Origin of the sequence: Cryobacterium roopkundense, from assembly GCF_014200405.1 — a bacterium.
In the GTDB taxonomy this organism is placed as follows: domain Bacteria; phylum Actinomycetota; class Actinomycetes; order Actinomycetales; family Microbacteriaceae; genus Cryobacterium; species Cryobacterium roopkundense.
The window spans coordinates 3,408,060-3,421,313 of record NZ_JACHBQ010000001.1 but is presented as its reverse complement, the minus strand read 5'-3'; the positions used below and the strand labels follow the sequence as shown (position 1 = coordinate 3,421,313).

Genomic DNA, 13,254 nt, shown 5'->3' with positions numbered 1-13,254 from the left:
GAGCAGAACGGATGCCTGTCGTCTGCAGGTAGGCCCGCTGGCCCGTGCATTGCCCACGACAAATCCTCTGTCCCACACCGAGCGCATAAAGGACACTCCATGAAGATCTCAAACACCATCATCGACCTCATCGGCGATACCCCGCTGGTCAAGCTACACAAGGTCACCGGCGATGTCACGGCCACAGTGCTCGTGAAACTCGAGTACCTGAACCCGGGCGGCTCCGCGAAGGACCGCATCGCGGTACGCATCATCGACGCCGCGGAGCGCGACGGGCTGCTGTTGCCGGGTGGAACCATTGTCGAGCCGACCTCCGGCAACACGGGAGTTGGTCTGGCCCTCGTGGCGCAACAGCGCGGATACAAGTGCGTCTTCGTGCTGCCGGACAAGGTGGGAGAGGACAAACGCAATGTGCTCACGGCGTACGGGGCCGAGATCGTCGTGACGCCGACATCCGTTGCGCCCGACGACCCCGAGTCGTACTACAGCGTGTCCGACCGGCTCGCCCGCGAGATTCCCGGCGCGTTCAAGCCCAACCAGTACTTCAACCCGAACGGCCCGCTGAGCCACTACGAAACCACCGGGCCGGAGATCTGGCGCGACACCGACGGAACGGTCACGCACTTCGTGGCCGGCGTGGGCACCGGTGGCACCATCACCGGCACCGGCCGTTACCTGCGTGAGGTGTCGAACGGCACCGTGCGCATCGTGGGCGCGGACCCGGAAGGGTCCGTGTACTCCGGCGGCACCGGCCGTCCCTACCTCGTGGAGGGCGTGGGGGAGGACTTCTGGCCCGGCGCGTACGACCCCGCCGTGGTGCACGAGGTGATCGCCGTCTCAGACGCCGACTCCTTCGCCATGACCCGGCGTCTCGCGCTCGAGGAGGGAATCCTGGTGGGCGGTTCCAGCGGAATGGCCGTCGTCGCGGCCCTGCGCCTCGCCGCAACCCTCACGGCCGACGACACCGTTGTGGTGCTGCTTCCCGACGGCGGCCGGGGCTACCTCGGCAAGATCTTCAACGACGGGTGGATGCGCAGCTACGGCTTCACGAACGCGCCGAGTGGCCACACGGTCGCCAACGTGCTCGAGGCGAAGACCGGCACGCTGCCCCCGTTCGTCTACGTGCACCCGAGCGACACTGTGCACGACGCGATCGCCACCATGACAAGCCAGGGCGTGAGCCAACTGCTCGTGCTGTCGGCCAAGCCCCCGGTTGTGATGGGCGAGGTGCTCGGCGCCCTCGACGAGCGCACGCTCATGGAGCTCGTCTTCTCCGGCGAGGCCAAGCTCACCGCCCGGGTGGGGTCGTTCGTGGGCGACTCGCTCGCGCTCATCGGCGTGAACGAACCGGTCGCCACCGCACGCGCGGCCTTCGCGCACCACGACGCCATGCTCGTGACCGACGGCGGCAAGCCGCTCGGCGTGCTCACCCGCCACGACCTGCTCACCTACCTGAGCTCCTAAACTTTCACCGGCTTTTCACCAGCAGCAAAGGAACACCATGGCCCAGAACCAGAATTTCGATACCGTCGCCATCCATGCCGGACAGGAGTTCGACCCCACCACGGGCGCCGTCATCCCGCCGGTCTACATGACATCGACCTACGTGCAGGACGGCATCGGCGGCCTGCGCAGCGGCTACGAATACAGCCGCGGCGGAAACCCCACTCGCACCTCGCTGGAGACGCTGCTCGCAGCGCTCGAGGGCGGCAAGCACGGCCTCTCGTTCGCGAGCGGCCTCGCCGCTGAAGACACCCTGCTGCGCGCGATCCTGAAGCCCGGCGACCACATTGTGCTCGGCAACGACGTGTACGGAGGAACGCACCGACTGATCGAAAAGGTGCACGGCGCCTGGGGCGTGCGCAACACCACCGTGGAGATGAGCGACCTGAGCGCCGTCGAGCAGGCGATCATCCCGGGCGAGACGAAGATCCTCTGGATCGAGACGCCCAGCAACCCGCTCATGAAAATCAGTGACATCGCGGCGCTCGCTCGCCTCGGACACGGTGCCGGCGCGGTCGTCGTCGTCGACAACACGTTTGCGTCGCCGGCGCTGCAGCATCCGCTTGCCCTCGGCGCCGACGTGGTGGTGCACTCCACCACGAAGTATCTCGGCGGCCACTCCGACGTGATCGGCGGCGCTCTCGTGATCAACGACGACGAGCTCTTCGAGAGCGTCAAGTTTCTGCAGTTCGCGGCCGGGCCGGTGTCGGCACCGCTCGACGCCTGGCTCACGGTGCGCGGCATCAAGACGCTCTCGGTGCGCATGGAACGCCACTGCACGAACGCCCAGGCCATCGCGGAGTTCCTGCAGGGCCACCCCGCGGTAGACACTGTGTACTACCCCGGACTGCCGAGCCACCCCGGCCACGAGCTCGCGAAGGCGCAGATGAGCGGCTTCGGCGGCATGATCTCCCTCTCGTTCAGGGGCGGTGCCCAGGCGGCGCGCACGTTCTGCGAGTCGATGCACTTGTTCCAGCTGGCCGAATCCCTCGGCGGCGTGGAGTCGCTCGTGAACTACCCCGCCGAGATGACGCACGCCTCGGTGCGCGGCACAGACCTCGAGGTGGCCGACAACGTGGTACGCCTGTCGGTGGGCATCGAAGACGTCGCCGACCTGATCGCCGACCTCACGGGTGCGCTGCCGAACTCCTAAGCGTCGGTCACTCCGGCACGGGGCCCGGGCCCGGAACGCGGGCCCAGTTTAGAAGCTGGGCCTGCGTTCGGGGCCCGGGCCCCGTGCATGAGAGGGCGGGGCGCGAGAGGGGGAGCGGCGGGATGTGACTGTCACATTCCGTTCGGGGACTGCATAATGTAGACGCGGGCATATTTGTGACCGTTCACACTCGAGCAGGGTTGTTCAGTGACTGTCGACATGTCCAACGGGCGCGCGCCGAGCATTCGCGACGTCGCGCGCCTCGCCGGGGTCTCGCACCAGACCGTGTCCCGCGTGCTCAACGACCACCCCAGCATCCGTGATTCGACCAAAGCGCGGGTGCTCGAGGTCATCGAGGAACTTCAGTACCGGCCTAATCGCGCGGCCCGTGCCCTGTCGAGGGGCAAGTCGCGCACCATCGGGGTGCTGTCGGCCTCGAGCGCCGAATACGGTCCGGCAAGCAGTATCGCCGCTATCCAGGACGCCGCGCGCGACGCCGGGTACTTCGTGAACACCGCCAACCTCAACCGTGGGGACCCCGGGTCGATTACCGCGGCCGTCGATCACCTGATGTCACAGTCCGTCGAAGGAATCGTGGTGATCGCGCCGCAGGTTCGGGTGTTCAACGCCCTCAAACTGCTCTCGATCGATGTGCCCTATGTGACACTGCAGTCGACCGGGATCGTGGGCGCGAACGCGCTCTCCGTGGACCAGATCGCCGGCGCGCGACTGGCCACCCGGCACCTGATAGAACTGGGGCACCGCGACATCTACCATCTGGCCGGGCCACAGGACTGGATCGAGGCCGAGGCTCGCATGCACGGGTTCCTCGAGGAGATGGGGGCGCGGGATGTTCCGACGACCGCGCCGATCTTGGGTGACTGGACCGCGAATTTCGGCTATCACGCCGGGCGTGAGCTGTTGCAGGTGCGGGACTTCACGGCGATCTTCTCATCCAACGACCAGATGGCGCTCGGGCTGATGCACGCCATCCGGGAAGCTGGCCTCGACGTTCCCCGCGATATCAGTATCGTGGGCTTCGACGACATCCCGGAGGCCTCGCATTTCTGGCCGCCGCTCACGACTGTGCGCCAAGATTTCCCCGAACTCGGGCGTCGGTGTGTCGCGCTCCTTCTGGCCAATATCGCCGGCACCACCGCCGAAAACCAGGGCGCCATCATGCCCGAACTCATCGTGCGGGCCTCTACGGCGCCCCCAGCCTTTTGAGCGGATGCGTCGCTGCGGGATCTCGATCAGCGGAATCCCCGCCGTGGGATCCGTGATTCTCGAGCGTTATCCAACCGAGACAAAGTCGCACTTGACATGGCAAGTCCCCTTGCGGCTAACATAAACGCACAGCAATGTGACCGATCACATTCGGTCGGCACATGCAGATCGATTCATCGGCTGCCCTGTCACCCAGAACCATTCGCGGGCCCTCCGCGCACAGACCTGACATAGGAGTCGATTCCGTGAGTACAACCGCAGTGCTCTCGCACGCCGAGTCCTACGTGATCGGCGTCGATTACGGAACCCTCTCCGGCCGGGCCGTTGTCGTGCGCGTCTCCGACGGGGTAGAGCTCGGATCCGCCGTTCTGGACTACCCGCACGCCGTCATGGACACGACCCTCGCTGCGACCGGTGATGCGCTTCCTCCCGAGTGGGCGCTTCAGGTTCCCGCCGACTACGTGGCCGTGCTGAAAAGCGCTGTTCCGGCCGCCGTCGCGAACGCCGGCATCGACCCCGCGCTCGTCATTGGAATCGGCACCGACTTCACCGCCTGCACGATGGTTCCGGTGCTCGCCGACGGCACGCCGCTGAATGAACTCCCCGAGTACGCGGGCCGCCCGCACGCCTACGTGAAGCTCTGGCGTCACCACGCCGCGCAGGGCCAGGCCGACCGCATCAACGACCTCGCCTTCGAACGTGACGAGAGCTGGCTGCCGCGCTACGGCGGGCTGATCTCCAGCGAATGGGAATTCGCCAAGGGCCTGCAACTGCTCGAGGAAGACTCCGAACTCTACAACCGCATGGACCACTGGGTCGAAGCCGCCGACTGGATCGTCTGGCAGCTCACCGGCACGTATGTGCGCAACGCCTGCACCGCCGGCTACAAGGGAATCCTGCAGGACGGCGAGTACCCGAGCGAGGCCTTCCTCGGCGCCCTCAACCCGGCCTTCGCCCGTTTCGCCCTCGATAAGGTGGCGCACGAGATCGGCGAGCTCGGCGCATCCGCCGGAACGCTGTCGGCCGAGGCTGCGGCATGGACCGGACTGACCGCAGGCATCCAAGTTGCTGTCGGCAATGTGGACGCCCACGTGACAGCCCCCGCCGCCAGGCCGTGAACCCCGGCCAGATGGTGGCCATCATGGGCACGAGCACCTGCCACGTGATGAACTCCGATCAGCTGGCCGAGGTGCCGGGCATGTGCGGCGTCGTTGACGGCGGCATCATCTCCGGGCTCTACGGCTACGAGGCCGGCCAGTCCGGTGTGGGCGACATCTTCGCGTGGTACGTCAAGAACCAGGTTCCCGCCTCCTATACGCAGGATGCCCGCGCGCTCGGCCGCAGCGTGCACCAACACCTGACAGAGCTCATCAAGGACCAGCCCGTCGGTGGCCACGGACTCGTGGCGCTGGACTGGCACAGCGGCAACCGCTCGGTGCTCGTCGACCACGAACTCTCCGGACTCGTCATCGGCACGACTCTCACCACCCGCCCTGAAGAGATCTACCGCGCTCTGCTCGAGGCCACCGCCTTTGGCACCCGCACCATCGTGGAAACCTTCAACGCGAGCGGCGTGCCCGTGACGGAGTTCATCGTGGCCGGCGGCCTGCTCAAGAACGCGTTCCTGATGCAGACCTACAGCGATATCCTTCGTCTGCCGATCAGCACCATCGCCAGCGATCAAGGCCCGGCCCTCGGAGCCGCGATCCACGCCGCCGTAGCGGCCGGTGCGTACCCCGACGTGCGTGCCGCGGGCGCGAAGATGGGCAAGCTCAACAAGAACGTGTACATGCCCAACGAGGCATCCTCGGTGGCCTACGACGAACTGTTCGAGGAGTACACCCAGCTGCACGACTACTTCGGTCGCGGCGAGAACGATGTCATGCACCGCCTGAAGGCGCTCAAACGTCGCGCATCGGCCGTGACGGACAGCGCCGACCTGGTGTCGGCATGAGCACCTACGGACCCCAGATCGAGGTCGCGGTGGCTCGCGTTCGCGCTGAGATCACCCGCCTGCACGCCGAGCTGTTCCGCAACGGCCTCGTGGTCTGGACCGGCGGCAACGTGTCCGGCCGCGTGCCGGGCGCCGACCTCTTCGTGATCAAACCCAGCGGTGTTGACTACGCCGACCTGGCGCCCGAGAACATGATCCTCTGCGACCTCGACGGCAACGTCATCGCCGGCACGCCAGGCGCCGACCGCTCGCCGTCAAGCGACACCGCCGCACACGCATACGTCTATCGGAATATGCCCGATGTTGGCGGGGTCGTGCACACGCACTCCACCTACGCCACGGCTTGGGCCGCTCGCAACGAAGCCATCCCGTGCGTGATCACCGCCATGGCCGACGAGTTCGGCGGTCCGGTCCCGGTGGGTCCGTTCGCCATCATCGGCGACGACTCGATCGGCCGCGGCATCGTGGAGACCCTCACCGGTCACCGCTCGCGCGCCGTGTTGATGGCCAACCACGGCCCGTTCACGATCGGCAAGGACGCCCGCGACGCCGTCAAGGCCGCCGTCATGGTGGAGGACGTGGCTCGCACGGTGCAGCTTGCCCGCGCCGGCGGCGCCCTCGTGGCCATCCCGCAGGAGTCCATCGATGCCCTGTTCGACCGATACCAGAACGTCTACGGACAAGCACCGCAGGGAGCACTGAAGTAATGGCACCTCTCACCACGACCCTCGACCACTACGAGGTCTGGTTCCTCACCGGAAGCCAGAACCTCTACGGCGAAGAGACCCTGAGCCAGGTGGCCGAGCAGTCCCTGCAGATCGCCCGTTCCCTTGACGAGAGCTCCGATGTTCCCGTCAAGATTGTCTGGAAGCCCGTGCTGAAGGACTCCGAGTCCATCCGTCGCGCCGCCCTCGACGCCAACTCCGACGACAAGGTCATCGGCCTGATCGCCTGGATGCACACGTTCTCCCCGGCCAAAATGTGGATCGCCGGCCTCGACGCGCTCACCAAGCCGCTGCTGCACCTGCACACGCAGGCCAACGTCGAACTGCCGTGGGGCGAAATCGACTTCGACTTCATGAACCTCAACCAGGCCGCCCACGGCGACCGTGAGTTCGGCTACATCCAGACCCGCCTCGGAGTGACCCGCAAGACCGTCGTGGGCCACGTGTCCAACCCGGCCGTGTCCGCAAGCATCGGCTCCTGGACCCGCGCCGCCGCCGGCTGGGCCGCGAGCCGCAGCATGAAGCTCGCCCGCTTCGGCGACAACATGCGCTACGTCGCCGTGACCGAAGGCGACAAGACCGAAGCGGAACTTCGCTTCGGCGTTCAGGTCAACACCTGGCCCGTCAACGAGCTCGCCGAGGCCGTACATTCCGCAACGGATGTCGACATCGACGCGCTGATCGCCGAGTACGACGACCTGTACGACGTGGTCCCCGAACTGCGCAAGGGCGGCGAGCGGCACGAGTCGCTGCGCTACGGCGCGGCGATCGAACTGGGGCTGAAGAGCTTTCTCGAGTCCGGCGACTTCGCAGCGTTCACCACGAGCTTCGAAGACCTCGGCGCCCTGCGCCAGCTGCCAGGCCTCGCCGTGCAGCGGCTGATGGCCCAGGGCTACGGATTCGGCGCCGAGGGCGACTGGAAGACATCCGTTCTCGTTCGTGTCGCCAACGTGATGGGCTCCGGCCTTCCCGGCGGCGCGAGCCTGATGGAGGACTACACCTACGACCTCACCCCCGGCGCCGAGTTGATACTCGGCGCACACATGCTCGAGGTGAGCCCCTCGCTCACGACGTAGAGGCCGACGCTCGAGATCCACCCTCTCGGCATCGGCGGTCGCGAAGACCCCGTGCGGCTCGTTTTCAACGCGGACCCCGGCCCCGCCGTGGTCGTGGCTATGAGCGACATGCGCGACCGCTTCCGCCTGGTGGCGAACGTGGTCGAGGTTGTTGAGCCCACGGCTGCGCTGCCGAACCTGCCGGTGGGACGCGCCGTCTGGCGCCCCGAACCCGACTTCGCCACCTCTGCGGCAGCCTGGCTCACCGCCGGCGCCGCCCACCACACCGTGATGTCGACCGCCGTCGGCATCGAGGTGTTCCACGATTTCGCCGAGATAGCTCGAACCGAGCTTCTCGTGATCGATAAGACCACCACCCAGCGTGATTTCACGCGTGAGGTGCGTTGGAACCAGGCCTACTACCGCTTGGCGCAAGGCCTGTAAGCATTTCCGCACGACACAGCTGTACCACCCCGCTTGACCATCAATGTTGATAAAAGAAGGAAACACAGTGAAGAAGAAAGCACTCTTCGCCGGACTCGCCGCCGGCGCCATGATCATCGGCCTGGCCGCCTGCTCGAGCGGAACCCCCGCTGCCTCCGGAGGCGCCGGCGACGGTGGCCTGATCGGAGTAGCCATGCCCACCAAGAGCTCCGAGCGGTGGATCGCCGACGGCGACGCCGTCAAGAGCCAGCTCGAAGCCGAGGGCTTCAAGGTCGACCTGCAGTATGCCGAAGACGACATCCCCACCCAGGTTTCCCAGATCGAGAACATGATCACCAAGGGCGCCGAGGTTCTCATCGTCGCGTCGATCGACGGCACCACGCTCACGAGCGTGCTTCAGGATGCAGCGGATGCCAACATCCCCGTCATCGCGTATGACCGTCTGATTCGCGACTCCGAGAACGTGAACTACTACGCGTCCTTCGACAACCTCAAGGTGGGCCAGCAGCAGGCGTGGTCGGTTCTGAACGGGCTCGGCCTGACCGAGCTCGACGGCACCGCGATCGAGGGCGCCCCCGCCGGCCCCTTCAACGTGGAGCTCTTCGCCGGCAGCCCCGACGACAACAACGCCACGTTCTTCTTCAACGGCGCCATGCAGGAAATCCAGCCCTTCATCGAGTCCGGTGTTGTCGTGGTCAAGAGCGGGCAGACCGACTTCAACACGGTGGCAACCCTCCGCTGGGATGGTGAGGAAGCACAGAGCCGCCTCGAGAACATCCTCACCTCGACCTACTCCGATGGCAGCAAGGTCAACGGAGTTCTCTCCCCGTATGACGGCATCTCACGAGGCATCATCTCCGCCCTCGAAGGCGCCGGCTACACGGTTGACCCGACGTGGCCCATCATCTCCGGCCAGGACGCCGAAATCGACTCGGTCAAGGCAATCAACTCGGGCGAGCAGTACGGCACCATCTTCAAGGACACCCGCGAGCTGGCCGCCGTTGCCGTGAAGATGGCCATCGCCGTGCTCAACGGAGACACCCCCGAGACGAACAACGACACGGACTACAACAACGGCAAGATCGACGTTCCGTCCATGCTGCTCGACTCGCAGATCGTCGTGAAGGACAACATTCCTTCCGTGCTGGTCGACTCCGGTTACTGGACCGAAGCCGAGATCAACGGCTAATCACCCCACTGCCTCGGCAGTCTGAATCCGCCGGCGGGGGCAACCCCGCCGGCGGATTCGCCCCTCACACAGTTTTTACCCAGACACCTGAAGAAGGTACTCCGTGACCACGAACATCCTTGAGATGCGCAGCATCACCAAGACGTTCCCCGGCGTGAAAGCGCTGGCCAATGTCTCGCTCAACGTCGCCCGCGGCGACGTCCACGCCATTTGCGGGGAAAACGGCGCCGGCAAATCCACGCTCATGAAGGTGCTCAGCGGCGTCTACCCCCACGGCACGTACACGGGCGACATCGTCTTCGAAGACGAGATCGTGGAATTCCGCGACATTCGCGACTCCGAGGCCAAGGGCATCGTGATCATCCATCAGGAACTCGCGCTCAGCCCGTACCTCTCTATTGCGGAGAATATCTTCCTCAACAACGAACAGCGTGGGGCGCTCGGCCTGATCGACTGGAACAAGACCAATCAGGAGGCAGCCAAGCTGCTCGCCCGGGTGGGGCTGCGTGAGCAGCCCACTACCCGCATCATGGACATCGGTGTGGGCAAGCAGCAGCTCGTCGAGATCGCCAAGGCCCTCTCGAAGCGCGTGAAGCTGCTCATCCTCGATGAGCCGACGGCCGCCCTCAACGACGAGGATTCCGACCATCTGCTCGATCTGATTTTGCACCTCAAGGGCCAGGGCATCACGTCCATCATCATCAGCCACAAACTCAACGAGATCAAGAAGATCTCCGACTCGGTGACCGTGATTCGCGACGGCCGGGCAATCGAGACGATGGCCAAGCTCGAGGTGACCGAAGACCGCATCATCAAGGACATGGTCGGGCGCGACCTCGAGCACCGCTACCCGGATCACACGCCGATCATCGGCGAAGAGATTCTGCGGGTCGAGGAATGGACGGCCCACCACCCGCAGGACGTGACACGTGTCGTGGTCAACAACGTCAACCTCAACGTGCGCGCCGGTGAAATCGTGGGGATCGCCGGGTTGATGGGGGCGGGGCGCACGGAGTTCGCGATGAGTCTCTTCGGTCGTAGCTATGGTTCGCGCATCTCCGGTCGCGTCTTCAAATACGGCAAGGAGATCAAAACCCGCACGGTGTCCGAAGCGATCGACAACGGCATCGCCTACGTCACCGAAGACCGCAAGACCTACGGCCTCAACCTGATCGACGACATCAAGCGCAACATCTCGATGGCCTCGCTCGGCAAACTCGCCAAGGGCGGCCTCGTTGACGACAACGAGGAATACAAGATCGCCAACGAGTACCGCACGAGCATGAACATCAAGGCTCCGTCTGTGCTGGCCAAGGTCGGCAAGTTGTCCGGCGGCAACCAGCAGAAGGTCGTGTTATCGAAGTGGATCTACTCCGACCCTGATGTGCTCATCCTCGATGAACCGACCCGCGGCATCGACGTGGGCGCGAAGTACGAGATCTACACGATCATCAACAAGCTCGCCGCAGCAGGAAAGGGTGTCATCGTCATCTCCTCGGAGCTGCCGGAGTTGCTCGGCATCAGCGACCGCGTCTACACAATTTCAGAGGGTCGAATCACCGGGGAGTTTCCCATCGCGGACGCCAGCCCGGAACTCCTCATCAAACACATGACCATGGAAAAGGCCCGCTAGCGTCGGCGCAGCGGTAAAGGAGAAACGCTCATGAGCAACCAGACCAAGCTGCCGGCCGATACGGCCGCAGGCTTCCAGTCCAACCCCAGCACCAACAAGGCCGCGTCGTGGCTCACCCATCTCCTCGCGGACCTGGGCAAGAACGGTATTTTCATCGCCCTCATCGTCGTGGTGGTGCTCTTCAGCATCCTGACCGACGGCATCCTCCTGCGTCCGCAGAATATCTCGAACCTGATCGTGCAGAACGGGTACATCCTCGTGCTCGCCGTCGGCATGGTCATGGTGATCATCGCCGGGCACATTGACCTGTCAGTTGGGTCGGTCGCGGCGTTCGTGGGAGCCTGCTCCGGCGTCTTCGCGGTGACGTGGGGGCTGCCGTGGTGGCTGTCGATCATTCTGTCGCTCGCTATCGGTGCCCTCGTGGGTGTGTGGCAGGGCTTCTGGATCGCCTATGTCGGCATCCCGGCCTTCATCGTGACTCTCGCCGGCATGCTCATTTTCCGCGGTCTCGCGCTAGCGGTTCTCGGTAACGCGAACATTGGGTCCTTCCCTGCGGAGTACCGGGCGCTCGGAAATGGCTTCCTGACGAACGTGTTCGGTGAATTCACCTACGACCCGTTCACCCTCGGCATCGCGGCCATCGCCATCCTCGCCCTGATCGTGCAGCAGGTTCGCACTCGCGTTGCCCGGGCCAAGTACGGCCAGGACGTCGAGCCCATCGTGTGGTTCGTGCTCAAGCTCGTGCTCATCACCCTGGCCATCGGATCGTTCGCTTTCGCCCTGGCGTCGTACAAGGGCATTCCGGTCACCCTGATCGTGCTCGCCGTTCTCGTCTTGATCTACGGCGTCATCATGAACCGCACCGTCTTCGGCCGCCACATCTACGCCATCGGCGGCAACCGCCACGCGGCGGAGCTGTCGGGCATCAAGACCCGCAAGGTGGACTTCTACCTGTTCGTCAACATGGGCATCCTCGCCGCGCTGGCCGGGCTCATCTTCACGGCCCGCCTGAACCTCGCCGGCCCGAAGGCCGGTGATGGCTTCGAGCTCGAAGCCATCTCGGCCGCCTTCATCGGCGGAGCCGCGGTGACGGGCGGCGTGGGCACCATCGGCGGCGCCATCATCGGCGGCCTGATCATCGGTGTGCTGAACAACGGCATGTCGATCCTCGGAATCGGCATCGAGTGGCAGCAAGCCGTCAAGGGCCTGGTGCTCCTGTTCGCCGTCGCTTTCGACGTGTACAACAAGCGCCGCGCAGGCGGTCGCTAGCCACTCTGCGCTCTGCCGCACAGGCCCCGGTCGTCTTCGGACACCGGGGCCTTACGCGTGCCCGACCTGAGGATCGGCCTGCGGGGTCTCGATCGCTCCTTCGTCACGCCTCGACCAGCGGCTGCCGACACGCCGCCCGAGATTCCACAGGCAAAAAGGCACCGGTCGTCCCCCCCTGTGGATAACTTCACGGGGTGCCGCAGAAACAGGCGTTTTCCCGACGCGACCCTGTGGGTAACTCCGTGGAATGTCGGTGGATAACTACATAATTGTAATTACCTCATGTAGTGGCCATATCCATTTCCCATCACTAGATGTAGTATTAGAAGATCAGCCCGGCACAAGTCCCCGGCGAAAATCTTCCTCACTTTTGCAGTCGTAAAACACCAATTCCGAACGATAGAAAGGCCATCTGCTATGGCAATTACGGTCTATACCAAGCCCTCTTGCGTACAGTGCACGGCGACCTACCGCGCCCTGGACAACAAGGGCATCGAGTACGAGATCCTCGACCTCTCGGTTGACGAGAACGCGCTCGAAGCGGTCAAGGCTCTCGGTTACCTGCAGGCCCCCGTCGTCATCACGGATGAGGAACACTGGAGCGGTTTCCGTCCCGACAAGATCAACGCGCTCGCCGCGCGTCTGGCGTAACCTGCCGCCAACGATGCGGAAAGGTGTGTCATGACTGAGCTCGTGTATTTTTCGAGCACGTCCGGAAACACCCACCGCTTCATTGAGAAGCTCGGCCGGCCGGCCACTCGCATCCCACTCCACGCGAAGGATGCGCCGCTGAAGGTCACGAAGCCCTACGTGCTGTGCCTGCCCACCTATGGCGGAGGCGGGCTCGGCGGGGCCGTGCCGAAGCAGGTGATTCGGTTTCTGAACGACCCGGACAACCGGGCATTGATCCGCGGCGTCATCAGCGCCGGCAACACGAATTTCGGCGAGGCGTATTGCCTCGCGGGGGACATCATCGCCGCTAAGTGCACGGTCCCCAACCTTTATCGCTTTGAAGTATTTGGAACAGCGGATGATGTGCGCATCGTTCACGACGGATTGGAAGAATTTTGGAAACTACGGCCGTGAAAGTCACCCCCATGGA

Annotated in this window: 9 protein-coding genes and 2 pseudogenes; all 11 read left to right on the top strand. The window is 64.6% G+C overall.

Annotated elements, in window-relative coordinates:
- The first annotated feature begins 99 nt into the window (after positions 1–99).
- The 11 genes and pseudogenes from BJ997_RS15945 (at position 100) to nrdI (ending at position 13,238) form a co-directional block, all read left to right on the top strand.
- Positions 100–1,464 (top strand): cystathionine beta-synthase, encoded by a 1,365-nt coding sequence (locus BJ997_RS15945; RefSeq protein WP_035835370.1) that lies wholly within the window; start codon positions 100–102, stop codon positions 1,462–1,464.
- Positions 1,465–1,501: 37 nt separating this feature from the next.
- On the top strand, positions 1,502–2,656 hold the full coding sequence (locus BJ997_RS15940; protein ID WP_035835369.1) for a cystathionine gamma-synthase: 1,155 nt from the start codon (positions 1,502–1,504) through the stop codon (positions 2,654–2,656).
- 219 nt (positions 2,657–2,875) lie between these two features.
- Positions 2,876–3,883, top strand: a complete 1,008-nt coding sequence (locus tag BJ997_RS15935) for a LacI family DNA-binding transcriptional regulator (RefSeq protein ID WP_183323822.1) — start codon at positions 2,876–2,878, stop codon at positions 3,881–3,883.
- Between the two features lie 260 nt (positions 3,884–4,143).
- Positions 4,144–5,837 (top strand): annotated as a pseudogene (gene araB, locus BJ997_RS15930) (ribulokinase).
- Positions 5,834–6,544, top strand: coding sequence for an L-ribulose-5-phosphate 4-epimerase (locus BJ997_RS15925; RefSeq protein ID WP_035838165.1), 711 nt, complete (start codon positions 5,834–5,836; stop codon positions 6,542–6,544). The pseudogene araB and the gene BJ997_RS15925 overlap by 4 nt, the downstream one beginning before the upstream one ends.
- Positions 6,544–8,061, top strand: a pseudogene (araA, locus tag BJ997_RS15920) (L-arabinose isomerase). The gene BJ997_RS15925 and the pseudogene araA overlap by 1 nt, the downstream one beginning before the upstream one ends.
- Before the next feature lie 43 nt (positions 8,062–8,104).
- Positions 8,105–9,250 carry a multiple monosaccharide ABC transporter substrate-binding protein gene (gene chvE / locus BJ997_RS15915; RefSeq protein WP_035838168.1) on the top strand — a complete coding sequence of 382 codons (1,146 nt, stop codon included), beginning with the start codon at positions 8,105–8,107 and terminating at the stop codon, positions 9,248–9,250.
- A 103-nt stretch (positions 9,251–9,353) separates the two neighbouring features.
- The gene (gene mmsA, locus BJ997_RS15910) at positions 9,354–10,883 is read left to right on the top strand and encodes a multiple monosaccharide ABC transporter ATP-binding protein (protein WP_035838170.1); all 1,530 of its coding nucleotides are present in this window, start codon (positions 9,354–9,356) and stop codon (positions 10,881–10,883) included.
- A 30-nt stretch (positions 10,884–10,913) separates the two neighbouring features.
- Positions 10,914–12,152, top strand: coding sequence for a multiple monosaccharide ABC transporter permease (gene mmsB, locus BJ997_RS15905; protein ID WP_035838172.1), 1,239 nt, complete (start codon positions 10,914–10,916; stop codon positions 12,150–12,152).
- Between the two features lie 417 nt (positions 12,153–12,569).
- Positions 12,570–12,803: a glutaredoxin-like protein NrdH gene (gene nrdH, locus BJ997_RS15900; protein ID WP_035838174.1), complete on the top strand. Its 234-nt coding sequence runs from the start codon at positions 12,570–12,572 to the stop codon at positions 12,801–12,803.
- Positions 12,804–12,833: 30 nt separating this feature from the next.
- Complete coding sequence (nrdI, locus tag BJ997_RS15895) at positions 12,834–13,238, top strand: class Ib ribonucleoside-diphosphate reductase assembly flavoprotein NrdI (protein ID WP_035838176.1); 405 nt, start codon at positions 12,834–12,836, stop codon at positions 13,236–13,238.
- Positions 13,239–13,254: the final 16 nt, after the last annotated feature.

Bases quoted from the DNA above. Each gene is read 5' to 3' on its own strand.
- BJ997_RS15945 (WP_035835370.1), top strand. From the start codon at position 100: ATGAAGATCTCAAACACCATCATCGACCTCATCGGCGATACCCCGCTG.
- BJ997_RS15940 (WP_035835369.1), top strand. From the start codon at position 1,502: ATGGCCCAGAACCAGAATTTCGATACCGTCGCCATCCATGCCGGACAG.
- BJ997_RS15935 (WP_183323822.1), top strand. From the start codon at position 2,876: ATGTCCAACGGGCGCGCGCCGAGCATTCGCGACGTCGCGCGCCTCGCC.
- BJ997_RS15925 (WP_035838165.1), top strand. From the start codon at position 5,834: ATGAGCACCTACGGACCCCAGATCGAGGTCGCGGTGGCTCGCGTTCGC.
- chvE (WP_035838168.1), top strand. From the start codon at position 8,105: ATGTTGATAAAAGAAGGAAACACAGTGAAGAAGAAAGCACTCTTCGCC.
- mmsB (WP_035838172.1), top strand. From the start codon at position 10,914: ATGAGCAACCAGACCAAGCTGCCGGCCGATACGGCCGCAGGCTTCCAG.
- nrdH (WP_035838174.1), top strand. From the start codon at position 12,570: ATGGCAATTACGGTCTATACCAAGCCCTCTTGCGTACAGTGCACGGCG.
- nrdI (WP_035838176.1), top strand. From the start codon at position 12,834: ATGACTGAGCTCGTGTATTTTTCGAGCACGTCCGGAAACACCCACCGC.